Source organism: Liquorilactobacillus cacaonum DSM 21116, from assembly GCF_001436735.1.
Classification (GTDB): domain Bacteria; phylum Bacillota; class Bacilli; order Lactobacillales; family Lactobacillaceae; genus Liquorilactobacillus; species Liquorilactobacillus cacaonum.
The window spans coordinates 131,945-158,338 of sequence record NZ_AYZE01000014.1 but is presented as its reverse complement, the minus strand read 5'-3'; the positions used below and the strand labels follow the sequence as shown (position 1 = coordinate 158,338).

30 protein-coding genes are annotated in these 26,394 nt (G+C 34.0%); 3 read left to right on the top strand and 27 right to left on the bottom strand.

Annotation, left to right across the window (positions count from 1 at the left end):
- Positions 1–3 precede the first annotated feature (3 nt).
- The 22 genes from FC80_RS04630 to dapG all read right to left on the bottom strand — a co-directional run bounded on the left by FC80_RS04630 (position 4) and on the right by dapG (position 22,366).
- Complete coding sequence (locus FC80_RS04630) at positions 4–690, bottom strand: 5'-methylthioadenosine/adenosylhomocysteine nucleosidase (protein WP_057828962.1); 687 nt, start codon at positions 688–690, stop codon at positions 4–6.
- A 20-nt stretch (positions 691–710) separates the two neighbouring features.
- On the bottom strand, positions 711–980 hold the full coding sequence (locus FC80_RS04625) for a hypothetical protein (RefSeq protein ID WP_057828961.1): 270 nt from the start codon (positions 978–980) through the stop codon (positions 711–713).
- A gap of 1 nt (position 981) precedes the next feature.
- Complete coding sequence (locus FC80_RS04620; protein WP_057828960.1) at positions 982–1,533, bottom strand: NUDIX hydrolase; 552 nt, start codon at positions 1,531–1,533, stop codon at positions 982–984.
- Positions 1,534–1,535: 2 nt separating this feature from the next.
- The gene (gene dapF / locus FC80_RS04615) at positions 1,536–2,513 is read right to left on the bottom strand and encodes a diaminopimelate epimerase (RefSeq protein ID WP_057828959.1); all 978 of its coding nucleotides are present in this window, start codon (positions 2,511–2,513) and stop codon (positions 1,536–1,538) included.
- A gap of 228 nt (positions 2,514–2,741) precedes the next feature.
- Complete coding sequence (gene ileS / locus FC80_RS04610; protein WP_057828958.1) at positions 2,742–5,540, bottom strand: isoleucine--tRNA ligase; 2,799 nt, start codon at positions 5,538–5,540, stop codon at positions 2,742–2,744.
- A 268-nt stretch (positions 5,541–5,808) separates the two neighbouring features.
- Complete coding sequence (locus tag FC80_RS04605; RefSeq protein WP_057828957.1) at positions 5,809–6,522, bottom strand: DivIVA domain-containing protein; 714 nt, start codon at positions 6,520–6,522, stop codon at positions 5,809–5,811.
- 25 nt (positions 6,523–6,547) lie between these two features.
- Positions 6,548–7,333 carry a YlmH family RNA-binding protein gene (locus FC80_RS04600; protein ID WP_057828956.1) on the bottom strand — a complete coding sequence of 262 codons (786 nt, stop codon included), beginning with the start codon at positions 7,331–7,333 and terminating at the stop codon, positions 6,548–6,550.
- A 9-nt stretch (positions 7,334–7,342) separates the two neighbouring features.
- On the bottom strand, positions 7,343–7,627 hold the full coding sequence (locus FC80_RS04595) for a YggT family protein (RefSeq protein WP_420806306.1): 285 nt from the start codon (positions 7,625–7,627) through the stop codon (positions 7,343–7,345).
- Positions 7,628–7,642: 15 nt separating this feature from the next.
- Positions 7,643–8,065 (bottom strand): cell division protein SepF, encoded by a 423-nt coding sequence (locus FC80_RS04590; protein ID WP_057828955.1) that lies wholly within the window; start codon positions 8,063–8,065, stop codon positions 7,643–7,645.
- Between the two features lie 28 nt (positions 8,066–8,093).
- Entirely contained in the window at positions 8,094–9,341 is a 1,248-nt protein-coding gene (gene ftsZ, locus FC80_RS04585) for a cell division protein FtsZ (RefSeq protein WP_057828954.1), read from the bottom strand.
- 21 nt (positions 9,342–9,362) lie between these two features.
- Positions 9,363–10,688: a cell division protein FtsA gene (ftsA, locus tag FC80_RS04580; RefSeq protein ID WP_057828953.1), complete on the bottom strand. Its 1,326-nt coding sequence runs from the start codon at positions 10,686–10,688 to the stop codon at positions 9,363–9,365.
- 138 nt (positions 10,689–10,826) lie between these two features.
- Positions 10,827–11,672 carry a cell division protein FtsQ/DivIB gene (locus tag FC80_RS04575; RefSeq protein WP_057828952.1) on the bottom strand — a complete coding sequence of 282 codons (846 nt, stop codon included), beginning with the start codon at positions 11,670–11,672 and terminating at the stop codon, positions 10,827–10,829.
- Between the two features lie 18 nt (positions 11,673–11,690).
- Positions 11,691–12,785 carry an undecaprenyldiphospho-muramoylpentapeptide beta-N-acetylglucosaminyltransferase gene (gene murG / locus FC80_RS04570; RefSeq protein WP_057828951.1) on the bottom strand — a complete coding sequence of 365 codons (1,095 nt, stop codon included), beginning with the start codon at positions 12,783–12,785 and terminating at the stop codon, positions 11,691–11,693.
- Positions 12,786–12,787: 2 nt separating this feature from the next.
- Positions 12,788–14,155 carry a UDP-N-acetylmuramoyl-L-alanine--D-glutamate ligase gene (gene murD / locus FC80_RS04565; RefSeq protein ID WP_057828950.1) on the bottom strand — a complete coding sequence of 456 codons (1,368 nt, stop codon included), beginning with the start codon at positions 14,153–14,155 and terminating at the stop codon, positions 12,788–12,790.
- Between the two features lie 26 nt (positions 14,156–14,181).
- A complete protein-coding gene (mraY, locus tag FC80_RS04560; RefSeq protein WP_057828949.1) occupies positions 14,182–15,144 on the bottom strand; it encodes a phospho-N-acetylmuramoyl-pentapeptide-transferase in 963 nt (320 codons plus the stop codon).
- On the bottom strand, positions 15,145–16,632 hold the full coding sequence (locus FC80_RS04555; protein ID WP_057828948.1) for a UDP-N-acetylmuramoyl-L-alanyl-D-glutamate--2,6-diaminopimelate ligase: 1,488 nt from the start codon (positions 16,630–16,632) through the stop codon (positions 15,145–15,147).
- An 18-nt stretch (positions 16,633–16,650) separates the two neighbouring features.
- A complete protein-coding gene (locus FC80_RS04550) occupies positions 16,651–18,798 on the bottom strand; it encodes a penicillin-binding protein (RefSeq protein WP_057828947.1) in 2,148 nt (715 codons plus the stop codon).
- Positions 18,795–19,169 carry a cell division protein FtsL gene (gene ftsL / locus FC80_RS04545; RefSeq protein ID WP_057828946.1) on the bottom strand — a complete coding sequence of 125 codons (375 nt, stop codon included), beginning with the start codon at positions 19,167–19,169 and terminating at the stop codon, positions 18,795–18,797. The genes FC80_RS04550 and ftsL overlap by 4 nt, the downstream gene beginning before the upstream one ends.
- Before the next feature lie 20 nt (positions 19,170–19,189).
- Entirely contained in the window at positions 19,190–20,140 is a 951-nt protein-coding gene (rsmH, locus tag FC80_RS04540; RefSeq protein WP_057828945.1) for a 16S rRNA (cytosine(1402)-N(4))-methyltransferase RsmH, read from the bottom strand.
- 15 nt (positions 20,141–20,155) lie between these two features.
- Complete coding sequence (mraZ, locus tag FC80_RS04535) at positions 20,156–20,587, bottom strand: division/cell wall cluster transcriptional repressor MraZ (RefSeq protein WP_057828944.1); 432 nt, start codon at positions 20,585–20,587, stop codon at positions 20,156–20,158.
- 219 nt (positions 20,588–20,806) lie between these two features.
- Positions 20,807–21,151 carry a DUF3397 family protein gene (locus FC80_RS04530; protein WP_057828943.1) on the bottom strand — a complete coding sequence of 115 codons (345 nt, stop codon included), beginning with the start codon at positions 21,149–21,151 and terminating at the stop codon, positions 20,807–20,809.
- Between the two features lie 15 nt (positions 21,152–21,166).
- On the bottom strand, positions 21,167–22,366 hold the full coding sequence (gene dapG / locus FC80_RS04525) for an aspartate kinase (protein ID WP_057828942.1): 1,200 nt from the start codon (positions 22,364–22,366) through the stop codon (positions 21,167–21,169).
- A 219-nt stretch (positions 22,367–22,585) separates the two neighbouring features.
- Between dapG and FC80_RS09380 the strand changes: the two genes are divergently transcribed.
- Positions 22,586–22,705 (top strand): DUF4044 domain-containing protein, encoded by a 120-nt coding sequence (locus FC80_RS09380; protein ID WP_083486926.1) that lies wholly within the window; start codon positions 22,586–22,588, stop codon positions 22,703–22,705.
- 123 nt (positions 22,706–22,828) lie between these two features.
- On the opposite strand, the gene FC80_RS04520 is transcribed toward FC80_RS09380, so the two are convergent.
- Positions 22,829–23,032: a helix-turn-helix domain-containing protein gene (locus FC80_RS04520; protein ID WP_057828941.1), complete on the bottom strand. Its 204-nt coding sequence runs from the start codon at positions 23,030–23,032 to the stop codon at positions 22,829–22,831.
- A gap of 223 nt (positions 23,033–23,255) precedes the next feature.
- Between FC80_RS04520 and FC80_RS04515 the strand changes: the two genes are divergently transcribed.
- Together FC80_RS04515 and FC80_RS04510 are read left to right on the top strand one after the other, a co-directional pair.
- Positions 23,256–23,576 (top strand): helix-turn-helix domain-containing protein, encoded by a 321-nt coding sequence (locus tag FC80_RS04515; protein ID WP_057828940.1) that lies wholly within the window; start codon positions 23,256–23,258, stop codon positions 23,574–23,576.
- A 20-nt stretch (positions 23,577–23,596) separates the two neighbouring features.
- A complete protein-coding gene (locus tag FC80_RS04510) occupies positions 23,597–23,992 on the top strand; it encodes an ImmA/IrrE family metallo-endopeptidase (protein ID WP_057828939.1) in 396 nt (131 codons plus the stop codon).
- Positions 23,993–24,213: 221 nt separating this feature from the next.
- On the opposite strand, the gene rplS is transcribed toward FC80_RS04510, so the two are convergent.
- From rplS to rpsP, 4 genes are all read right to left on the bottom strand, one after another.
- Positions 24,214–24,567: a 50S ribosomal protein L19 gene (gene rplS / locus FC80_RS04505; RefSeq protein WP_057828938.1), complete on the bottom strand. Its 354-nt coding sequence runs from the start codon at positions 24,565–24,567 to the stop codon at positions 24,214–24,216.
- A gap of 109 nt (positions 24,568–24,676) precedes the next feature.
- Entirely contained in the window at positions 24,677–25,414 is a 738-nt protein-coding gene (trmD, locus tag FC80_RS04500) for a tRNA (guanosine(37)-N1)-methyltransferase TrmD (RefSeq protein ID WP_057828937.1), read from the bottom strand.
- The gene (gene rimM / locus FC80_RS04495; protein ID WP_057829344.1) at positions 25,414–25,923 is read right to left on the bottom strand and encodes a ribosome maturation factor RimM; all 510 of its coding nucleotides are present in this window, start codon (positions 25,921–25,923) and stop codon (positions 25,414–25,416) included. Before rimM ends, trmD begins: the two co-directional genes overlap by 1 nt.
- A gap of 150 nt (positions 25,924–26,073) precedes the next feature.
- Positions 26,074–26,346 carry a 30S ribosomal protein S16 gene (rpsP, locus tag FC80_RS04490; protein ID WP_057828936.1) on the bottom strand — a complete coding sequence of 91 codons (273 nt, stop codon included), beginning with the start codon at positions 26,344–26,346 and terminating at the stop codon, positions 26,074–26,076.
- Between the last annotated feature and the right edge of the window lie 48 nt (positions 26,347–26,394).

Below are 26,394 nucleotides of genomic sequence, written 5' to 3'. Positions count from 1 at the left end.
CTCCTACTTTGCTAAGAGGTTTAAAATCATCTGTGCAGACTTCTTACCCGCCTCAATTATAAATTCATCAAACGAGACATTAGCATCTTCATCACCAGTGTCAGACATTGCTCTAATAACTACAAAAGGAATCTTAAATTGAAATGCAACCTGTGCAATTGCTGCTCCTTCCATCTCACAACAAAGTACCTCTGGGTACATGTCTTTAATTTCTCTGATTTTTAACGAAGATGCAACAAATTGGTCCCCTGTCACAATTAAACCTAATCTAACATTTTGTTGGTTCTCTTTAGCTGCTTGTTCAACTTTAACAATCAACTGTTCATCAGCCACAAATTTTTGTGGTTGTTGTGGTAATTGCCCTGGTAGATAACCAAAAGCAGTTACATCAACATCATGATAAGCAACCAAAGTAGACAAAACTACATCTCCTACATGCAAATCATTGCCAATTCCACCAGCAGAACCAGAATTTATCACAACTTCTGCACCAAACTTTGCAATTAAAAGACCTGTTGTCATTCCAGCTTGAACTTTTCCAATCCCAGACTGAACAAGAACAACCTCATTAGGACCAATCTTTCCTTCATAAAAAATAGTCCCAGCTATTTCAGTTTGTTTTGCATCAACCAATTCTTTTTTTAATGCCTTTATTTCTTCATCCATTGCACACAAAATACCATACTTCATTTTTCTACACCATTCCTCTATCAAAAATTTACATATACCATAAAAAGATAAACACAAATAATTGCAACAATTAAACAAACAATCATCCAGTTCAATCTTACCGATAATTTTCTTTTCTTTTCATCCGCCAATTCAGTTTTTAGATTTTTTCTTTGCTGAGCACGACTTGTAACTTCTTCATTGACTAATTCATCATCAAAGCTTTTTTCATTTTTGTCAGCAAAGGAATCTGTTTTCCCTTCTTGCGAATGTCGTCCACCATTTCTTAAAAACTTTTCTTTTAATCCCAAATCAACTTCTCCTTAATTCTTGTAACTCCCATTGCCAAACAGCCATAATTGTTTTACTATCACATATTAATCCAGCTTCAATTTCCTTTTTTGCTTCTGCAAGTGTTAGTTCCACAACGTTCAAAAACTCATCTACATCTTGTGGTAATTTCGTTAAAACAGGTTTTAAATCAGATGCATAATATAAAAACATGTGTTCATCTGCAAATCCTGGTGATGTAAAGAAATCAGCAAGCAAATCTAATTTTCCAGGATGCAATCTAACTTCTTCATTAAGCTCACGAATAGCTGTATTCTCAGGGTTCTTTTCATTGGTTTCTATTTTTCCAGCAGGAATCTCTAAGGTTACTTTCCTCATAGGTTCTCTCCATTGTTTAACAAAAATCATCTTTTTTTCAGCTGTTACGCACATTATGGCTACTGCACCATGATGCCGGACAATTTCCCTTTTAGCCTGTTCACCGTTAGGCAACTCCACAGTCTCTTCTTCGAGATCAATTACTTTACCCTGGTATACTTTTCTTGAATTTACTATTTTTTCTTCATATCTCATAATTATAAATTTCCTACAAAATTTTCATAAGCAGCCTGTTCACTTGTTTCTATCCACTTAACATCCGCAAAATCACCAATCAATGCTTGATCTTGCGATAGCTCAACTTCTGCAGTAAAGGTAGCATTCCCAATTAAAGACATCCAGTAAGATCCATTTTTACGAACATGAACTCTTGTATTAACCATGCCACCAGGGTTTAGCACCTCTATTAAATCATCAAAATTTGTTTGCTCTGGATAAAGTAGTGAATATATTAAAGAAGAGGCAGACATAGCTGTTCCACAGGCATTTGTAAAACCAACACCTCTTTCAAATGTTCTTACAAATATTTTTTTATTGGCAAGTACTTCAACAAAACTAACATTCACACCATCAGGAAAAATCGGATTTTTACCATCGTTCAAATATTTAGCAATTCTTCCTAGCTCAGGCCCCATCAGTTCTTGATGATTAACAAAAGTAATTAGATGTGGATTAGGAACTGCAACAGCTGAAAATTTAAAAGTGGGTGACAATGTTGGTATAATTTCATTGAACAGTTTTTCTTTGACATCAATATTCATCTTTAAATCACTAGCCATAAAACTAACTGGTGAAATTTCTGCATCAAATGCAATTACATCAGGTGCAATATTTTGGGCTTTTTTTACTTCTAAATCTGCATACATAGTTTCTATTTTAAAACTACTGAGATGGTTTTCCTCACTCAAATATCTTGCAACTGTCCTAATACCATTACCGCACATGCTAGCCTCACTACCATCTGCATTAATCACACGCATTTTGCCAACTACCGAATCATCATGACCACTTGTAATATACAAAATCCCATCAGATCCTCCATGTAATCCAGATTTACGATCACATACATACTTGGCGAGCGTCCTTAATTCTTCTTCAGATAATTCCTTATCTAATTGCTTCTCATCCAAAATAAAAAAATCATTTCCCGAACCATGAACTTTCTTCATCTTCATAAGAATATCCTCCTACAACTTATCAATATCTTACAACTATAATAGCAGAATTTATGCGATTTAGTCTTACTAATAGTAATTATTCAAACTTTATTTACAATTTTTCTTATGTCTTACATACTCTTTCTCACGAATGAATGATTTTTATACTTTAAAATACAAAAAAAATAGGCTAAGTTCATAACCTACTTTTCGAATAGATTTAACTTTACTCAACTATTCTTTGATCTATTCCTCTAATCCTTCACTAATGGCTTCTGGAAACCCATTTTTTACAATTGTTGCACAACTCTCACAAAGTGTTGCAAATTGATCATCACTTCCAACATCTTCTTTAATCATTCGGCAACGTGGACATACTTCTCCAGCTGCATGTTCCACAGAAATTGCAATCTCATCTGTATATTTTTCTACATCAGCTGATGCATCTGAAAGAGGCTTAACATCTAATGCTGACACAATCAATGCTTGTCTAACATCAATGTTAACTTTTCCAAGCAATTTAAGAACATTTTCCGAACCATAAAGTGTAACATGTGCCTCAAAAGACTTACCAATTAGCTTTTCGTTACGTGCTTTTTCCAATGCTTTGAAAACTTCAGAACGAATATTCATAAATTCTGCGAAATTTTTTGAAATTTCAGTTTCTTGATTATTATGAATTACTAATGGCATTTCAGATAATTGAGCATATTCTTCAGGTTCTTTTAGATACTCCCAAACTTCTTCAGTTGTATGTGGTAATACAGGGGTCAATAATTTTGTTAATCGAACAACAATATCATATAAAACAGTCTGCATTGATCGACGTTTATGACTGTTTTGTCCCTCAATGTAAACAACATCTTTTGCAATATCCAAATAAAAAGCAGACAAGTCGACAGATACAAAATTAATAAGTTTTTTGTATATATCCATGAAATTATAGGTTGCATAAGCATCCAAAACATCTTTAGTAAATTCATTGATTTTGATTTCCATGTACTGATCTAAGGATTCCATATTGTCAAATGCAACAGAATCAACAGTTGGTTCAAAATCACTCGTATTAGCTAACAAAAAACGTATTGTATTTCTAATTTTTCTGTATGATTCAGAAATTTGTTTAAAACTATCCATGGAAACTCGCACATCTGCAGAAGTATCAACACTTAATACCCACAGACGAATAATTTCTGCTCCCATTTGCTTGATAACCTTTTCAGGAGCAATGGTATTTCCAAGCGACTTACTCATCTTACGTCCTTCCCCGTCAAGTGTAAAACCTTGTGAAAGAACTTGTTTATATGGTGCTTTTCCTGATACAGCAACACTTGTGATTAAACTTGAATTGAACCATCCACGATACTGGTCTGATCCTTCTAAATACATATCACTAGGATAATTTAAGTTCTCGCGTGCTGCTAAAACTCCTTGGTGAGAAGAACCTGAATCAAACCAAACATCCATAATGTCTGTTTCCTTAGTAAATTTACCATTTGGAGAATGTTCGCTTGTAAAACCATCAGGTAATAGCTCTTTTGCTTCTTTTTTGAACCAAATATTTGACCCATTTTTTTCAAATAAATCGGCAACATGATCCACAGTTTCCTTTGTGATAATTGCTTCTCCATCTTCTCCATAAAAAATTGGAAGCGGTACACCCCAAACACGCTGTCTTGAAATTACCCAGTCGCCACGATCACGAATCATATTGTATAAACGTTTTTGTCCCCAATCCGGGAAGAATTTAACATCATCGATTGCAGATAAAATCTCATCACGAATCTTATCTACAGAAGCAAACCATTGCGGAGTAGCTCTGAAAATAATTGGCTTTTTTGTGCGCCAATCAAATGGGTAGCTATGTTCAATAGGCATATATTTAAGTAACAAATTAGAACTTTTTAATTTATCGAGTGAGATTTGATTTGCATCTTCATAAAATACACCTTCAAAATCACTACCTGCCTCAGAAGTCAAATATCCCTTATCATCAACAGGTACAAAAATATCTAACCCATACTGCATACCAACATTAAAATCATCTTCACCAAAACCAGGAGCTGTATGCACAAGACCAGTACCTGAATCTAACGTTACAAAATCACCAATCATAGTAACTAACTTACGCTCTGGAAAGAATGGGTGTTCAGTCAATACATACTCTAAATCAGCACCTTTGACAGTCTTCAACGTTTTATATTCTGTCCAACCAAATCTTTCTGCATTTACCTCAACTAAATCAGTAGCAATTACAAACTTCCGCTTTTCTCCAGAAGGTTGAACAACTGAATAATCAAAGTCTTTATCAACCGTTATTCCTTCAGAACCAGGAATTGTCCAAGGTGTAGTCGTCCATACAACCATATAAGTGTCATCATCTAAAACACCTTTTCCATCAATCACATGCTCGCCGTAAAATGCTGAAGGAGATGTTACATCATGGTATTCAACTTCTGCTTCAGCTAAAGCTGATTCAGACGACCAAGACCAAAAAACAGGTTTTTTCCCTTTATAAATTAAACCACGCTCAGCCATCTTGCCAAACACTCTAACTTCTTGCGCTTCAAAAGTTGGATCCAAAGTTACATACGGATTATCCCATTCACCAGCAACACCTAATCTTTTGAAGTCTTTGCGCTGCTTATCAACTTGTTCAAGAGCAAATTCGCGACATTTTTCCCGAAATTCTGCAACGGACATTGTCTTACGATCAACACCTGCTTTTTTCAATTGTTGCTCAATTGGTAACCCATGAGTATCCCATCCGGGAACATATGGTGATCTAAAACCCATCATTGATTTAGATCTCACAATAAAATCCTTTGAAATTTTATTCATTGCATGTCCCATGTGAATGTTCCCATTAGCATAAGGGGGGCCATCATGTAAAACAAAAGTCGGCTTCCCCTCGTTTAATTTTTGTCTTTTTTCATAAACTTTATTTTCTTCCCAAACATTTTGACGTTCAAGTTCGCGTACAGGCAAATTCCCACGCATCGGAAATTTTGTTTTACCTAAATTCAATGTTTCCTTGATTCTCATGATAATAATCTCCTTTGAATATATTATTTTAAACAAAAAAAGACCTCATCCCAAGGGACGAAATCTTTCGCGGTACCACCCAAATTAAGAAGATACTAAAAAGTATCATTCTATCTCTAATAGCCACTTAACGATTGCTAACCGTATAAACCTACTTTAATTTCAGTTTACATCTAAAAAAGAGGATAAGCACTAAAGAATTGAATGTCAAACTTTCACCATTATATTGACTCGCTGCTTCAGGAACTTCAGTTGCCCTTGTTCTTTTTTATTTAAAATCATCTGTAGAAGATTCTTCATCAAAATGTTGGCCCTCATCATCTTCTGGGAAAATCACTACTGCTTTTTTTTCACTCCCAACACTTTCGTTTGAATCATCTTCTATTTCAATATTCGAAAATGATTGTACTTCCTTTGCAGCATCTTTGTCAAGGTCCGATTCTTTTCTGATTGCTTCTTGAATTTCTTCATAGCTACTTGTATCACCTTGGCGCAAAATTTCGTCCCATTCGCTACCCTTTACAACTTCAAGTTGAGATTCCATCATGACTTGAAGTTTTTGCCTAAATATCCGCGCTTGTTTCTTCAAATCATCTGTTTCAAAAGTTAATCGTTTTGCTTTTTGCGAGGCATTCTCTATAATTTTACGAGCCTTTTCATTTGCCTCATCAACTATATCTTTTGCCTGTTTTTGAGCTTCATGATTAATTATTTCAGCTTCACGTTGAGAATTTGCTTTGACCTTATCAGCAGCTTCTTGTGCCACAATAATTGATTGATTGAGTGAATCTTTTAAATCATTGAAATATTTTAACTTTTCTTCATTCTGCTTCAATCCCTCAGCAAGACGTTCATTTTCTTTAATATTTAATTCGTAATCTTTAATTATTTGATCCAAAAAATCATTTACTTCATCTTGATCGTAACCACGTAATTTAACACGAAATTCTTTGTTATGAATATCCAATGGGGTCAAAGTCATATCCCCAACACCTCCATGTTATGTATTATTTTTTTAAAACATCAACTTCCATACGAATTTTACCTTTTTTTGAAACTCCTTGCAGAGTATTCAGCCTAAATCTCCCATAACCTCTTACTGAAATAATATCATGTTCTGCAATTTCAGCATCAGGCTTTTCAATATTCATCCAATTAAGGGAAATTTTTTTTGACGCAAGTAAATCCTTAACATGCTTTCGCGATAAATTATATACTCCCGCAATCAAAGCATCTAGTCTTAATGAACTCACAGACATTTGTATACCTTGCCATTCATCAACAGCTAAAATAGAATTATTTCTTGCAATCTCTTCTAAATGTACTTTAACTTTTCCAACCTGTTCAATCTGTAATTTAAGAAAATTAACCATTTTTGCAGTCGTCACAAATTGCCATTTTTCTCCATCACTCACAATATCCCCAAGCAAGCTACGGTCAATTCCAACATGCATCAAGGCTCCTAAAATTTGACTATGTTTTAATGTTGCAAATTTAATGGGATACTTTATCCAAACCAAAGCTAGATCAAAATCATCTTCATTAGGAACATAATATTCCGGATAAAAAAGAATTCGCTGCCTTTCAGCTTTTGTAAAAAGGCCATCTGTCTTCATCTTTATTCCAGGTTCAATATTTAATATTGTCTGTGCAATATATACTTCACGCGGATTTAAAAAATTCGTCAAAACCGGACGGTATTCCGTAGAAGCTTGCGAAATAAAACTAATTAGTTCATCAATCACAGGTGTCTCTTCACTTCTAAAATGTTGATATATCAGTTGCTTATCCATCTTAATTACTTACACCAGAGCTAGCAAAAAGCCAAAAAAAGAGGTGAAAATATAGTTAAATCCATTTTGAATAAATTGTAACGCAATTAACCCAACAACTGGTGAAAAGCTAATGCCTCCAATCGTCGGAACAAACCTATCAAATATGGAAAGATAGGGTTCACATAATCTACCTAAAATCTCTGCTAATTTAGATCCTTGTGCAGCTGGAAACCAACTTATTAATACATACACCAACAGTGCTAATGAATATAGTTGAAAAAGTCTGTTAATAATAAACAAAATAATATACATATATAACTCCTTGAATTAATTAAAGTCTGTTTCTGCAAATTCAGCTGTAACATTACCTTCCACAACAAACCCAGCAGGTGTGCACAAAAAAATACGATCTCCAATTCTTTGAATTTCTCCATTGATTGCAAAAACTGTACCTGTTAAAAAATCTACAATTCGTTTTGACTGTTGCTCGTCCATACGCTGAAAGTTAATAACAACTGCTTGATTATTTAGCAAACGAGTGGCTATAGACTTAACATCAGAATAAACTCTTGGTTCAAACAGCGCAATTTTTTTCTCAGCCACCGCGTGCCTCTTTCCATCAATCGAAACAACTTTTTCATTTGAACTACCTTGTGAATATTTTTGATCTTCATATTGAAAATCTTCATCTTCTTCAGACTGATTATCAATCATCCCAAAAAATTTACCAAATTTTTCTCCTAACGCCATTCCTTCACCTCCTAATCATTGTTGAAATTTATTTACGACGGTGACGGAAAAATGGTGGTGTACTTAAGCCATCCTCATCATTTTCATCTTTTTCTTTTTCCGTATCCATTTTGAAAATGTCAAATTTCTTTTTTTCAACATTTCTAAATTCATCTGTCCTAGTATTAGAACTCGGTCTTTCTTCTGATATTTCCCGGCGTAAATCCCAATCCTTCAACGGATCATTACTTTCAGATTCTCTTTTTTTCTCACTATTTTCTGTGTCGCCAACGGTACCACGAATATCTTGATTGATTCTAGTTCTTCTAGTATCTTGCTTTTTTTTATCTATTCCAGTTGCAATAACAGTAACAATTACCGTATCTTCAAGATCTTCGTTAATTGACGTCCCAAAAATAATATTTACATCACTTGTTGCAGCTTGAGCAACTATATCTGAGGCATCCTGAGCTTCAAATAAGCTAAGATCTGGCCCACCTGTAATATTAAGTAATACTTGTTCTGCACCATCAATTGAAACTTCTAATAAAGGTGACGAAATTGCTTTTTTAGTAGCTTCCGCAGTCCGATTTTCCCCATTAGCTGAACCAATCCCCATTAAAGCAGAACCTTGGTTTTCCATAACCGTTTTTACATCTGCAAAGTCTAAGTTAACATATCCTGGTGAAGTGATTAAATCTGAAATTCCTTGAACACCTTGTCTTAAAACATTATCAGCTTCTTTAAAAGCCTCCATCATTGGAGTCTTTTTGTCAACAATCTCAAGCAATCTGTTGTTAGCAATAATTACAAGTGTATCCACATGTTCTTTCATTTGTGCTACACCTTCAGCAGCAAAGCGAGCTCTTTTTGGCCCTTCAAAACTAAATGGTCTTGTAACTACACCAACAGTTAAGGCGCCTTGTTCTTTAGCTACTTTGGCAATAATAGGTGCTGCTCCAGTACCTGTGCCACCACCCATTCCAGCAGTTACAAAAATCATATCAGCCCCTTTAAGAGCCTCAGCAAGTGCTTCTTCGCTTTCTTGTGCAGCCTTGTCACCAACTTCTGGGTTAGATCCTGCACCTAACCCTCGAGTTAGTTTCGGCCCAAGCTGAATTTTTGTCTCTGCTTTAGAACTTTCTAAAGCTTGAACATCTGTATTAGCTACAATAAATTCGACACCTTTAACGTCATCAGCTATCATTCGATTGACAGCATTACCACCAGCGCCACCGACACCAATAACTTTGATTGTTGCTCCTTTGTTTTCATTTGCATCAAGTGAAAATTCCATTGCATTCCCTCCAAATTATTCTCAGTCAAAAAAGGTATTGAAGAAATTTTTAAATCCTTCAAGAGAATTATTCTTTTTTATTTTTTGTTTTTTTGGTTTAATACTTTCATTGTATTCTTCTTTTTCTTGAACTCGATTTTCTTTTAAACTATCAATTTTATCAACACTTGCTATATTGTCGCTTAAAGAAGCCTTAACAACTCTTTCAATTTCACTCTGTTTAGTCATATAACTAACTAATCCAATTGCCTGTGTAAAAGAAGGGTGACGTAACCCCATCTGTTGTGGAATAAATAATTTGATATTTGTTTCAAAAATATCTTCCGCAAGTTCCTTTACTCCAGGTAAAGCAGATACTCCACCTGTAATTACAATTCCTCCCGGAAGTTTTAGTGCATCAATTCCTTGTAAAACGTCACGTAATTTCAAAAAAATTTGTGTCAAACGTGCCTCAATGATTTCACTCAAATACTCTCCACTCACTTGAATCGGTTCTGCTTTTCCAACTACCTCTACTGGAAAAACATCATCTTTTGATGCCAAATAGCTAGCAGCATATCCAAAGTTACGCTTAACCTTCTCGGCATTTTCAAGCGATGTATTTAAAACGACAGAGATATCTTTTGTAACAAATTCCCCGCCTTCTTGATCAACGTATGTATATTTTAACTTGTGATCATGCACCACAGAAGCAGTTGTCTGTCCCCCACCTATATCGATTAAAATAGCTCCAAAATCTTGTTCACCATCGCTAAGTGCTTGTGTTGCAAGTGCTAATGGTGCAACAATTGTATCCTCGACTTCCAATCCTGCTCTTTGAACACACTTAATAGTGTTATGTAGCACAGTTCTTGGCCCAGTATACAAAACACCGTTCATCTCAAGACGAACTCCTACCATCCCCCGCGGATCCTTTATGCCATCAAAACCATCCACTATAAATTCATCGGGTATAACATCAATAATATCTCTTTCTGGTGGAAGTTTCTGAATAAGTGCTGCCTTTGTCACTCGAAATACATCATTACTATCAATTTCCTTAGAATTACCGCTGTCATCACCAACAGCTATCATTCCAGTGCACGGAACAATCTCTAAAAGATTTGCTGGAATACCAATTGTTACTTTCGAAATTTGAATGTTTGCTTTTTGTTCTGCTTGATCAACTGCTTTTTTTATTGCAAACACTGCTCTGTCAATATCTACAATAACTCCCCTACTCAACCCATTAGAGCGCTCACTGCCTACTCCAATAACATTAAGTTGACCTTTGACAAATTCTGCTACGATTACCTTAATCGAAGTAGTTCCAATATCAAGTCCAACGTAAATTCCTGAATTGTCCATTGGTTGAGCTCCCTCCTAAAATCAATAAATAAAAATTTCATTGTCAATATTTTACTCAAACTAACAACTAGAATTTTACCACAACACACTTAATTTATACACTTTTCAACCCTTTTATTGTACTAAATTATTAATTTTTTACTTTAAATTAGTGGAATAAGCTCCAACCTCAAAATCAATTTTAATTTTTCCAGTTGATTTTGCTTTAATTTGTGGATAATATTGCATTTTTTTGGCAAAAGTCGACAAAGTTGCAATAATCTCATTTCCATCATTCATATAAACTTTGATTCTCTCAGGATTAACATTTACTGGTGTGGCATCAATTTCAGATATTCCGTCTAATAAACTAGGAGTCAATCCATTCATCTGAACAGCTAAAAGTTTTATCTCAGAAGAAGATTTAAAATTAGTTAAGATAGGTACGTTCCCTTCTGGTGTTGATCGTTGAACTATTGAAGCACTACCTTTATTGTTTAACGCAAAATAGTTGTTATCTCTTTCTAGATATCCAATAATTTTGGCCTTTACAACTTTTAAAATAACAAGTCTACCAGCTATAGAAACGTTTGTTTGTTTAACTTCACTAACTTTTTTTTCGATTCTCATTGACAGATTTTTCTTTTCTAGGCCAATTTGAAATAGATAGTCATCTTTACCAATATTGCTTGCCTGCCTTATTGCCTTTTGTGTAACCTTGTCAACACCAATCACTTTTACTTCCTTAACCTTACTTATAGGTAATATAAAATAAAGTGAAGCTAGCGTAATAATTCCAAAAACAACGAAATTAATTATTAATTTCTTTTTTAATTTTGATTTGCGTTGTGCAACTAATTTAGGTAACTTAGTTCCTATTCTTTTCTTTTTGCTACTCTTCTTTGAAAAATTTTTTTCTCTTTTTCTTTGTGCCTCTTCCCACGGAGTAAGAGGTTGATTAGTCTTCTTTTTTCCATCAAAAAAAATATTCAATTTGGATTTCATATCAACCTCCAGTTAACCCTATTTGCTAGTAATCAAAGTATTTAGTACTCTTTCAATTCGATCAGATGCATCTGGAATACCAGCTTTTTTAGCATTCATCGCAATTTGAGTTCTTTTTTTGTCATCTTGCATTAAATCATTGACTAAGTCAGCCAATTTTTCCTTATTTAGTGTATCTTCTCTAATCATAACTGCTGCATTAATCTCTGCCAAACTACGTGCATTAAAAGTTTGATGATCATGTGTTACATTTGGACTAGGAATTAAAATTGATGGAATTCCAAGAGCCGTAATCTCGGCAAGACTTGTTGCACCTGAACGACCAACAATTAAATCAGTCTCTGGCAAAATAGATGGCATATCTTGAATATATGGTTTAATAACAATATTTTTCAAATTACTTTTTTTTACATCTTCTTTTATCTTTTCATAATATATGCCACCAGTTACAAAAAGAATTTGATATTCATCAGTCTTAAATAAATCAAGTGCCGCAACTGTTGCATCATTAATTCGCTTAGCTCCACGTGAGCCACCGAATATTAGAACTGTTTTTTTATTTTCCTTCAGTCCTAAGTTGCCAATACGACCTGTTGCCTTGATATTTGCAACCTGTTGAGCACGAGGGTTACCTGTAAAAACAACCTTTTGGCTTGGAAAATCTTTTCTTGCTGCCTCAAAACAAATTCCAATTTTGTCAACAAAATGACTTAAAAATTTATTTGTAACACCTGCAATACTGTTTTGTTCATGTATAAATGTTGGAATGTGCATTTGAGATGCTGCATAAACTACAGCGCCACAAACATACCCTCCAGTTCCAACAACAACATCTGGTTTGAATTCTTTAATTAATTTCTTTGCTTCATGCACACTCTTTAAAAAAAGATAGATTGTCTTAAAATTTTCTAAGGACAATGATCTTTTAAAACCTTGAATTTCAAGCGTTTTAAAATCAATGCCTGCATTAGGAACAATCTTACTTTCGAGCCCACGACTAGTTCCGACATACAAAAAAGAACTATTCTCATCATCTTTTTTTAGAGTATCAATTAATGCTAATGCAGGATATATATGACCCCCGGTACCTCCACCAGATATTAGTAATCGCACTTTTACATCTCCAATTCTTTTTTTAAATCTTCTACTGCATCAATGAACATATCACCGCGTACCTCAAATGTCGGATATTGATCCCAACTTGCACATGCTGGCGAAAGTAAAATAATATCATTCTCATTACTCATTTCATATGCAATTGGAACAGCCAATTTTACATTTTCAGTTTTTATTATTTGTGAAACCCCAGCCTCTCTGGCAACTTTGGCTATTAAATCAGCAGTTTCTCCAAAAAGAATTATACCTTTTACATTTCTAAAATATGGAATAAGTCTCTCAAATGTAAACCCTCGGTCAAGGCCTCCTGCTAACAATACTATCGGATTATTAAATCCAGCTAAGGCTTTTTCAGTTGCTTCAATATTAGTTGCTTTTGAATCATTATAGAACTTCCGATTGTTAATTTTGGTAACAAATTGTGTCCGATGTTTTACACCAGAAAAAGTCTTTAGGACCTCTACAATGTTTTCATTTTCTTGTCCCATTAATTTAGCAACAGCTAGTGCTGCTAGTGCATTTTCAATATTATGGTCTCCAGGAATTTTTATTTCAGATGCTTTCATTATTTTTTCACTTTGATAAAAAAGCCAGCCATTTTTTTCATAAGCCCCATCTTCGCTAGTGCCTTTTCTTGAAAAAGGAATAATTTTAGCTTTGGATTGCTTACTTAAAGTACGCCACTCTTCTGAATCCCAATTAACAATAAAAAAGTCATCTTCGGTTTGATTTTTAGTGATATTCATTTTTGCCTTAATGTAATTATCACGAGTTCCATGATAGTCAGTATGTGCTTCGTAAATATTTGTCAACACAGCAATATGCGGTCTTAGTTTTGTTATTCCCATTAATTGAAAACTAGATAGCTCAGTAACCATAACATCATTTTGTGTTATTTCTTGTGCAACTTGTGTAGCAGGTATCCCAATATTTCCAGCAACATAAGCTTTCCCCGTAGATTTGCCTTGATTTAACATCAATGAAATTAGAGTTGTTGTTGTTGTTTTACCATTTGTACCAGTTACCCCAATCATAGGTGCATCCAAAATTTCGAATGCAAGTTCAGGTTCAGTTATAATCGGAATTTTACGTTTCAGTGCTTCAGCAATCAAAACATTGCTATATGGTATCCCTGGATTTTTTACTATTAAATCAATTCCATTCAAAAGATTAAGTGGATGACTTCCTGTTATGACCTTAATTTGCTCAGCATTTAATTCCTTTAAAACATCTGCAGGAGCATCTTTTAAATCATTAACAATCACATCTGCGCCCAATTTATGGAGAAGTTTTGCAGAATTTACGCCACTCTTTCCTAATCCAACAACAAGCAATTTTTTATTTTCATAATTTGCTATTTTTTTCATAATGAACATCCCTTTTCCACAAAAGTCTAAAGTATCACTATAAGGCTCAAAACACCTGCCACAATCCCTACAATCCAAAATGTTAAATCAATTCGCCACTCACTCCAACCACACAATTCAAAATGATGATGGATAGGACTCATTTTAAAAATTCGTTTGCCTGTTAATTTAAATGAAGCAACTTGTAACATTACACTTGCTGTCTCAATTACAAAAATAATTCCAATCACTAACAAGGATAACTCATGATGTAACAACAACGAAACTGCTGCCAAAGAGCCTCCAAGTGCCAACGAACCCATATCTCCCATAAAAATTTTAGCTGGTTTGTGGTTAAATAACAGAAATCCTATTAAAGCACCAATAACAGCTAAACAAAAGGATAGAATATCACCTTGTTTCTGTGAAAAAGCAATTACTGCATAAACCCCAAAAGCAATAATACCTTGCCCAGCAACTAGCCCATCAATTCCATCTGTAAGATTTACTGCATTTGAAAAACCAACTAACCAGAAAATTACAAAAGCTACGAAAAAAAATCCAATGTTAATTTCATTTCCGAAAAAATGAATAGCTAGAGGAAATTTTTCATGCCAGTATACAAATGTAAAAATAAGTCCGCCGATTATTTGTCCAAGCAATTTTTGCCAAGCTTTTAATCCTTCATTTTGTTTTTTCCATAACTTAATGGAATCATCCCAAAATCCTAATAGTCCATATAATAATAATATAAAACATAGGACTAATAGTTTTGCAGTTATTTGCCCATAAATAATTGGAATAAAAAGCGAGGTTAATAAAATCGCAACGTTAAAAATCAGTCCTCCCATAGTAGGTGTCCCTGATTTTTTTTCATGCCATTTAGGACCTTCTTCTCTAATCATTTGCCCTTGATTTTTTTTATGTGCATAGTTAATAAAGACTGGTAAAAATACTACAGTTATTATAAAACTAGTTAATATGATAAGAATCATTTCTCCTACATTCATTTAATCCATTTGCTCCTTTAACTCAAACGCTTTTTTTACTTCCTCAGCGTCATCAAAATGATATTTTGTCGCACCAATTATTTGATAATCCTCGTGCCCTTTACCCGCAACTAAGATAATATCTCCTGGCTGTGCCATCGAAACCGCAAAATTAATTGCCTCACGTCTATCAATAAAAGTTGGAATTTCTTTCAATTCTGGAATACCTGCCAACATCTCATCAATGATTACTTGTGGATTCTCTGATCTTGGATTATCAGAAGTAAAAATCGCAAAATCACTGTTTTCTACAGCAATCTTCCCCATCTTAGGTCTCTTAAACCTATCTCGGTCCCCACCACATCCAATAATACAAAATACTTTACCTTTTGCAAACTCATTGATTGTTTCAAGTGCATTCAATAATCCATCCGGTGTATGTGAATAATCAACAATCGCAGAAACCTTATTTTGGGAGGTTAATAACTGTAATCTTCCTTTTACACCTGAAAATTGTTCAAGTGCTTTGATTATTTTTTCTGGACTAACACCACATGCATACGCTGCAGCAAATGCTGCCAAAATATTATATACATTAAACATCCCCACCATTTTAACAGTCACGGAATATTTTTTATTGAAAACAGTCAAATCAAAATTAGTTCCTTGCCCATGTATTTCTACGTTTGTTGCACGAATCATTGCATTATTTTTAATTCCATATGTGATAACCTCTGCTGCAGTATCTTCTTCAAGCTGTTTGCTTAAAGAATCATCATTATTTAAAACTGCTACTTTATGATCACCTGAATGTGCATATTTATTACCCAGTTGTGAAAACAAAAGACTTTTAGCATGCGCATATTCAGCCATCGTTTTATGGTAATCTAAATGATCTTCGGTCAAATTTGTAAAAACAGCTACATCAAAATCAATTCCCCATACTCTTCCTTGTACCAAAGCTATTGAAGACACTTCCATTGCAACAGTTGAAACTCCTTTTTCAACCATTTTATTCAAGGTACGTTGTAATGTAATTATATCTGGAGTCGTATTTTTAGTCTTTAAAACCTCATCACCAATTTTTCGATACATTGTACCAATCAGACCCGTATTTTCATTTAAACTACTAAAAATTGCCTCAATAATATGCGTAACTGTGGTCTTTCCATTAGTCCCAGTCACCCCTATCACCCGAAGTGCTTGACTTGATGCTCCATAAAAAAAGCTACTTAAAATAGCCATTGCTCTGTTTGTATTTTGAACATACACAACAGGAATTGTCATGTCAGGCAAGGGTTCTTGTGCAATAATCATTGCTGCGCCATTTTTCTTTGCCTCTTGTACTAATTTATGTCCATCAATTCTTGTACCCTTAATGGCAACAAAAATACTTCCTGCAATAACCTCACGCGTATCTTGTGTCAATAAAGACACCCTAAAGTCTTCAAAAAGTTCTGGCACAATTCTCTTAAATTTTATATTTTCAATCAATTTACTTGCTTGCATAATTTCACCATACTATCCCTATTTAAGCTTCACACTAATATTTTTAATTCCATCCAGTGATTTATTTGCAACTACACTTTGTTGATCCACATATCCAGATCCCTCAATATCAAAATTAATCCCTAATAATTTACCAAGCTTTACAACATCGTTTCTCGACCACCCTGATAGATCAGGCATTAACTTATCCCCATTTGTCAATAGAATAACTCTTTCGCCTGATAAAGAAGTACTACCTGCCGTCTCTGATTGATCAATTATTTTACTACCACTTCCTATTTCAGTTACCAATAATCCCTCACTATTCAACGAATTCTTGATTTTTGTTGAGTTTTTACCAATATAATTTCCAATTGTCACCTGTGTATTACTTGTTATTTGTGTTACATTCTCATCCAAAGCTCTCTTCAAGAGTGGATTAAATACACTAGCTAGCATTTCTCCTGATGTTCCACCTGCAAAAGTTGTTGGCTGTTTCATTGTAATATACAAAATGTATTTAGGATTGTTTGCAGGAGCTACCCCCGCTACTGAAAAAATATAATTCATCTCACCCTTTAAGTACCCAGTTCCTGTACTATCACCAATTTGAGCAGTCCCTGTCTTAACACCAATTCGATACCCATTAATTTTAAAGGCACTCCCTGTTCCATTTGGATTATAGACAACATCTTGCATCATACTCAATACTTTTTTTGCTGTAGACGACTTAATTGGAGTCCCAACAACTTTTTTATTAAATTTATAAACAATTTTACCACTATTTGGATTTACAATTTTTCTGACTAACTGTGGCTTAACCATTTTACCATTATTAGTAATTGCTGAGAATGCTTGAAGCATTTGAAATACTGTAACATTGATTCCTTGTCCGTATGCAGTATTAGCCTGTTCAATTGGATATTTATATTCTATACTTCCTTTGGCTTCGTTTGGAAGACCAGAATCAGTTGACTTTAATAATCCAAAACTCTTAATATATTTTAACCAAGTTTTTGCTCCCATAATTTGTTCTAAATGAGCCATTCCGACATTTGAGGAACGAATAAAAGCATCACGATAAGTTATATTACCCCAACCACTTGTATTCCAATCACTTACCGTTTGGTTATTAATTTTGTATGTTCCTGACTTATAAGTTGCATTTGCATTATAGTTGCCGCTATTAATTGCAGCTGCCATTGTTAATATTTTCATAGTAGACCCAGGTTCAAACCCATCTTCAACTAAGATGTCACGCCACATATCACTCAGCCCAACCTTCGTTTGTGCATTAAAAGTAGGCCTTTGAGTTGCCGCTACAATAGCTCCGGTTTTTGCATCCATTAAAACGGCTGTCATTTCCTTTGGCTGATACTTACTTTGTGCCTGAGACATTAAAGTCTCTAAATAAGTTTGTAATCTTGAATCTAGTGTTGTATATATATTATCTCCATTTCTTGCTTTTTTTGACTTAATTTTAGCACCCGGTATAGGCGTGCCCGTAATATCCTTTTCAAATTTTTTAACGCCATTCACACCTGTTAATAATTTATTATATTGGCTTTCAAGCCCCATTACACCGACTAATTTACCAGCATTATTCTCAGCAATTCCCACTAATTGTGATGCAAATGTTCCATTTGGATATAAACGAGCTTGCGATTGTGTAAAATCAATTCCCTTTATATTAGCAGCTTCAATTTTGTTTTTCGTTTCTAGAGAAATATTTTTTCCTGCTGTTCCAAGCTCTACTTGATAAACATCTTGATTTTCTGGATTCAAAATCTTCTTTACTTGTTCATATGAAATTGAAAGGTTCTTACTCAAAACTTCTGCTGCTCGATCCTTGTCTTTGTTTGCCAAATACTCTCTTTTCCCGAATGCTACAGCTGTTTTTGACAAAACAATATATATTGAATATGTAGATGTATCTTCAGCAATCGGTTGATTATCAGAATCATATATTGTACCACGCTGTGCTTTGATTTCTGTCTTACTTGCATAAAGCCTTTCGACACTTTTTCTCAAGTTAACATGATTAGCCGTCTGAAATATCGCAATATAAAAAAAACGGCCGATAAACATCGCGAAAATAATTGCAACGCTAAAGAAAATCCATCTACCGAATCGCTTTCTATTTTGTTGTCTTCGCTGCGCTGTTTGCCGTCCATTGTTTTTTGTCATTTTGAAACATTCCTTATTGAGTTATCATTCATCGTTAAGCCTGCATCTTGTGCAATCTTCATCAACCTACTTTTACTAGAAAGTTCACTTATATCTTGTTTTGTATTTACATTACTATTTTGTATATTAACAATTTTTTGGTTCAAATTTTGTAGCTCATATTGAGCACCTGAAAGGCTCACTTTAGTCGATATTAAAAAAATGGTCATTGCCATAAAGAGAACGCTTAATGCTACCGCACTTGTTATTTCAAAGCCAGAAAATGGAACCTTTAGGCTTTTATTTTTTGAATCAGTCTTATGTATTGGTACTTCTTGTTCTTTTCTTTTAGGAATTGCATTTATTTGTCTTGCCGCATTATTTTGTACCATTTTCTTCACATCCTTTAAAATTATTTTTTTATTCGCTCAATTATTCTTAGTTTTGCGGAATGAGCACGATGATTATTATTTAATTCCTCTTCACTTGGTAATATTGGTTTACGTGAAATCAGTCTAAATTTTGGTTGATATGCTTCTGGAATTATTGGGAGCCCATGTGGTAAATCTTGAATTTCACTTTTTTCCTTAAATAAGGATTTTACTAGCCGATCTTCTAGCGATTGAAAAGTAATAACACTAATTCTGCCACCAACATTAACTAATTCCAACGCTTCTTCAAGTGACTGTTCAAGTGCACCAAGCTCATCATTGACAGCTATTCTAATTGCCTGAAATACCTTTTTAGCCGGATGACCTCCTGTACGTCTAGCCTTAGCAGGAATTGATTCTTTAATTAATTCAACCAGTTGCCCAGTTGTTTCAATAGTTTCATTTTGCCTTACTTTTTCAATTCTTCGAGCAATTGACTTTGCATATTTTTCCTCACCATATCTGAAAAAAATGCGTACTAGATTTTCATACGACCACTCGTTAACAATTTCTTTAGCAGTCAATTCTTGATTCTGATCCATTCGCATATCAAGTACAGAATCATAGCGATAGCTAAATCCACGTTGTGCGTTATCAAATTGCGGTGATGAAACTCCTAAATCATATAAAAGTCCATCAACACCACTAACCTCTTTGTTCATCAACTCTTTTTTTAGGAATCTAAAATTTGACTTTATAAACACAATTTTTCCAGTTAGTAGCTCCTTTGAAAATTTTTCCTTATTATATGAAATTGCTGTTTGATCTTGATCAAACGCAAATAGTTGTCCACTATTAGAAAGCTTAGAAACAATCAAACTACTGTGTCCACCACCACCTAAAGTACAATCAACATAAGTACCATCAGCCTTAATTGCTAAACCTTCTACTGCTTCATTTAATAAAACAGTTACGTGTTCAAAATCTGCCACAATATACCTCCATCATTAAAGACCAAAATCAATCATATTTTCTGCTATTTCATCAAAATTACTTTCAGCAGTTTCCGAGAAATCATCCCATCGCTTTTCAGACCATATTTCAAATCTATTTGAAACTCCAACCACGACACACTTTTTTTCAAGTAAAGCATGATCGCGCAACGATTTTGGAATGCTAACTCTTCCTTGTTTATCAAATTCACATTCAGTAGCAGCGGAGTAAAAAAATCTTACAAATGCACGGGCATCTTTTTTAGTTAGCGGAAGTTTTTGTAATTTTTCTTGTAAAACAGCCCACTCATTTTCAGGATAACCAAACAAACATCCATCCATTCCACGAGTTATTACAAATACTTCTCCTAAGTCTTCACGAAACTTCGAAGGAATAATTAATCTTCCCTTCTCGTCAATAGCGTGTCGATATTCACCCATAAACATGTAAGACACCTCCTTTGACACTACTGTAACTTGATATTACCACATCCCCCCACTTTAAACCACTTTTTTACCCCTTTTTTCCACTTAATAAATAATTATCTTTTAGTTCCCTTTGGAGCTCCAAAAACACTTTAAAAAAAATAAATATTTGCACAAAAAAAGTAGGTTATTTTTAATAACCCACTTTTTCAATAATCATGCTTCTTAGTACAGCAATAATTATTTTATATTTAACAAAAACATTGGTATAAAAAGACCATATACAGTGATAGAAAAAAAACGGAAATATACTTTGAAGAATACACGATAAATTATTTCACCTTCAACATATGCATATACAATGGTCATCATTATTCCGAGTAACCCTAATCCAAAAGTTAGAAATGGAATAATTGAAAGTTCTAATTGCGTTAAAGATGTTACCAACACACAATACACTACGGGAATAACCATTAGATTATATATTTTTATCTTTTTTCTCATATTTCTAGGTGCCATTTTCTTCATAATCACTAGCACTAGGAAAACAACAACAAGCAATAATAGTTGATAATACCAAATCATCTAATCACCCTTCTTTTAATCTTTAAGCAAAAAGGTATCATGTAAAGCATTCACTGAAACTTCTAAATCATCTTCTTGGACTAACACCCATATTGTTGTATAGCTGTCTGTTGTTTGTAAGATTTTAACGTTATTACTTGCCAATGCAGATACAATTTTTGCAGTAATTCCCGGAGTTCCCATTATCCCAGCACCGACAATTGAAACTTTGGCACAATTTTCTACCAAGGTAAAAGGAATCTTTTTATTTTGCAATAATTCTTTTGCAATCTTTGTTTCTTCATGATTTAAATTAAAAACGACTTTTTCAGGCAAAATATTAATAAAGTCAACACTTAAACGATTATCAGCAAGCAAATTAAAAACTTGGTCTGCGGAGAATTCTTTTGTTAATACACTAAACTGTGTTAGCCCGACTTGATGGGCAATTCCAGTCACACTTCGATAATCTTGAAGAGACAGATTTTTGTCTGAAATCAATGTTCCAAGTTCATCGACATTATCCCAAGTGGAACGAATTCTCAGCGGAACATGGGCTTGTTGTGCTATTTCAACAGCACGAGGATGAATAACTTTTGCTCCTTCATGAGCCATGTTAGCAACCTCTTCATAGCTTACATTCTTCAAAAATTTAGCTTTTTTCACAAGTCTCGGATCACCTGTCATCATTCCCGACACATCTGTAAAAATATCAACTCGTTTAGCCGATAATGCAGCTCCTAGAAGTGCAGCTGAAGTATCACTTCCACCCCTTCCTAAAGTTGCCATGTGACCTTCTCTTGAAAGTCCTTGAAAGCCAGCGACTACAACTACATCATTATTAGAAAATGCTTTATTAATATTGTCAGTTTTAACATCTAAAACTTTAGCATTTTGATAGTCGTTATTTGTCCTGAAGCCTGCATCTGGTCCTGTCATTGCAGTTGCCAAAATACCCTCTTCTTTTAATAATTGGGTAAACACTGCAGTTGAAATAATTTCACCCACAGAAACAATCATGTCTAGCTCCCTTGGCGACAGTTTTGTTCGTTCAGCATCTACAAGATTTAAAAGTGAGTCAGTCGCGTATGGTGCTCCCTTTCTTCCAATTGCAGAAACAACAACCACCACTTTATACCCTTGTTCAATCGCATATTTAACATGTTGTAATGCTTTATGTCTTGCTTGATCATCTTGAACAGATGTTCCGCCAAATTTTTGTACCATAATTTCCATTAAAACTTACTCCATTCCAATCCACTTATTTAATTTATATCATTACAAATAAATGAAATTCTATCATTATGTTTACTCATACAATTATAATTGTTAGTTTATGCAAATTCAATTTGTTTTAAAAAGTTTTTTTATACAAAAATAGAAGCCAGTTTGACACAGTTCACTGTAAAAAGTATAGTATAGATTATATGATGATTATGAAAGGTGAATTTTGTTGTGGCAAAGAAAAAAAAGACTCGCTTTCAAAAAATAACTATGGTAGTTGTTTGGATGATGATTATTGTGACACTAGGCACTTTAATCATGACTGCTATTTTTTCCGTAATGGGATATTAATTTTTTTACTTTTAAGTTGGCTACATTAAAAAAGACATGTTCAAAAATGAACATGTCTTTTTTTGCGCAACTGTTATTGAAAACAAATGAACATACGCAACAAATATGTTGTTTTTTTACAAATCAAATTCCAATATATTCACATATTTTTTTTATCCATTCATCTGTGTTTTCTGTTGGGGCAACTCGGCCATTGATAAGTTGATTTACATAGGGTTTAGACAGCCCAAAATGAGTAGCAATATCAGACTGCGAACTTGGCTTTTTTTTCATTCTCTTATTTTTTTTCAACCCTAACAATATTGCATCCGTTAAATCATAGTCCAAATCAGTTCACTCCAATTCGATAATAAATTAACTAATTTATTTGACGATTAACTATTCTTATTATAAAATCGAACTATTAATATCAAAATAATTTTCCCTAACTAACGTAAATTATCAAACGTAATTCACATTATGTTAATAGATAAATTATACTAACTTATACGTTAGTTTTCAATCTTTTTTCTAACTTTTTAGTTATAATAAACCTAACAGGAGTTTCAAAATGTATACAGTAAAGATAATAAAAGCTCTAGCAAAAGAAAAAAATATGTCTGTTTATGAACTAGAAGAACAATTAGGTTTTGGAAAAAATACAATCTACCAATGGTCACATCGAACTCCTTCTGTTGAAAGGGTTCGAAAGGTCGCTGATTTTTTCGGAGTTTCTTTAGACTATTTATTAGGACGAACCCCTGAAAAGAAAATAAATGAAATTGATTTGGCAAACATCCCCGATGGCGTACTTACATTTGAAGGAAAAGTTATTCCTGATGATGAACTTGCAATAATTCGTCATTTATTGCGTAGCAAGTCTTCTAAGTAATCTAGGGGGAGAACCACCATATGGAAAGATTGTTGGAATTAGCTAAGAAAGAAAAAATACAAGTAATTTGGACAGATAAGTTGTCTCAAACAACTCCACCTGTTGTTTCCATAAAACAACATTGTATCATTATGAACTCGAATTGGAAAAACCATAAACAAACAATTTTTCAATTAGCACACGAAATAGCACATATAATTTATTGCGATCCGACTGATTTATACTTATATAACCGTACCCCTGCTCAGAAATTAAAAATTGAGTCTGCTACAAATAATCGGGCACTTAAACTCATGTTAGAAATTTACGCACTTCCACCTATTACTAATATTAATATCATAAATTTCATGCAAGATTATCAAATTCCGGCTCATCTAGAATCTCATTTATGCTCCCTAATCAAAAATATGTGTTAATTTTAATGTGTTAATTTTAATGTTTTAAAATCAGTTCTCTGCTGGATAATGGAGAAACTCCTTATTCTTTAACATGATTTTAGAATATTTTACATCAGTTTTTTTCTATTTATCTAGCACAAAATGAACGCAAGAATATCACTATACTTCAAATTTATATCTTATATGTAATTATTCAGAAAACAAAAAAAAGCCTTGATATACAAGGCTTTTTTTCTAATCTACTTACTACGACGCTTTTCAGGAATACGTGCTGCTTTACCATGCAAGGCGCGTAAGTAATACAACTTAGCACGACGAACACGGCCTTGGCGAATAACTTCAATCTTATCGACACGTGGTGTATGGATTGGGAATGTACGTTCAACCCCAATACCACTACTAATCTTACGAACAGTATAAGTCTCACTCACACCTTCACCTCGACGTTTGATAACAACCCCTTCAAACATCTGAATACGTTCACGAGTACCTTCAACAATACGTGCATGAACACGTACAGTATCCCCAGGACGGAAATCAGGAATATCGCTACGCAATTGTGATTCTGTAATTTTTTTGATCAATGGATTCATTTTATTTCTTCCTTTCGCCGACATTCTTGTCCATCAACAGCGGAATATCGTTAATTGTGGCATACAGCCAATATAGATGATAACACAGTATCAAGTTAATAACAAGGTACTATTTTTTTAAGTCCTTCACAATTTTCGCTAACATTTTTTCTTGTTCCTTTGTCAATTCCAGTTTCTCCAATAAATCTGGACGGCGCAAAAAAGTCCGTTTTAGTGACTCATATTCTCGCCACTGCGCAATTTTTTGATGATTCCCACTTGTAAGAACTTCGGGAACCTCCATTCCTCTGTATGAAGCTGGTCTTGTATATTGTGGATACTCCAGCAATCCTGTCGAAAATGAATCTCCAATTGCAGAACTGTCATTCCCTAATGTCCCCTGTAATAGCCTTACAGTTGCATCAATAATAACCATTGCTCCAAGTTCACCGCCAGTTAAAATATAGTCACCTAAAGAAATTTCGTCTGTAACTCTTTCTCTAATCCGTTCATCATAACCTTCATAGTGTCCGCATATAAATGTCAAATGTTGTTTTGTAGCCAACTCCTCCGCAACTTTTTGATTAAATTGTCTTCCTGCGGGATCAAGCAAAATTACACTACCCAAATCACCATGTTTTTCTTCTACAAAATCAAGTGCATCAAAAATGGGTTGGGCTTGCAATAACATTCCTGCTCCACCACCATACGGATAGTCATCAACATGTTGTTGCTTATTTTTCGTGAAGTTTCGATAATTCGTAATCTCAACATCAATAATTTCTTTTTCAATTGCTTTACCAATTATTGATTCTTGAAGTGGTCCTTTAAACATTTCTGGAAATAGACTTAAAATATCAACCCTCATTAATCATCCAACCCATCTAGTAACTCTACCAAAACTTTTCCATTTTCAATATCGACCTTCTTTACAACATCATGAATCGCTGGTAGTAACAGGTCTTTTTTTCCGATTCTTCTAACTACCCACACATCATTAGCACCTGGGCTTAAAATCTCAATGACTTGTCCAAGCTCATTTTGGTTTTCATCAACAACCTTAAGTCCTATAATTTGATGATAATAAAAGTTATTTTCTCCAAGTTTTTGCTGTTGCTTTTCATTGATTCCAAGTTTCATTCCTTTGTAACGCTCAACAAGATTAATGTCATTATATCCCTCAAACGTCAATAAATAAAACTGCTTAATTGTTCGAACATCACTTATCTTTAATTCCAGATATTCATTTGGCATCAATAAATATACTATTTTTCCTTTTTGAAAACGTTCTTGTGCAAAATCAGTAATAGTCTTAACTTTGACTTCACCACGTATTCCATGAGTATTTATAATCTGTCCAACTTCATAAAAATCCATTTTTTCACCTCTCAAAAGAAAAATCCCCTAAAATAAAACATCGCTGCTTCATCAAGAGGATTAATGGGTATATAAAATTCTAAAGCAAACAATTGTACTAAATAAATTAACACAATATTCATTTACTAAATCTACAACTACAGATCTTAATTATTTACTAAGCTTTGCATCATGAAATTTCTTCATGACACCATTCTTTGAAAGAATATTGCGTACTGTATCTGAAGGTTGTGCACCATTACCCAACCAGTTTAAAATATTTTCTTCCTTAAGTGTAACACTTTCAGGTTCTGTTAATGGATTGTATGTTCCAACTGTTTCGATGAAACGGCCATCACGTGGAGAACGTGAATCTGCAACAACGATACGGTAAAATGGACGCTTCTTAGAACCCATACGTTTTAAACGAATCTTAACTGACATTAACTACACCTCCTATAACTTTCTTAACGTTAATAATATACCAGTAAT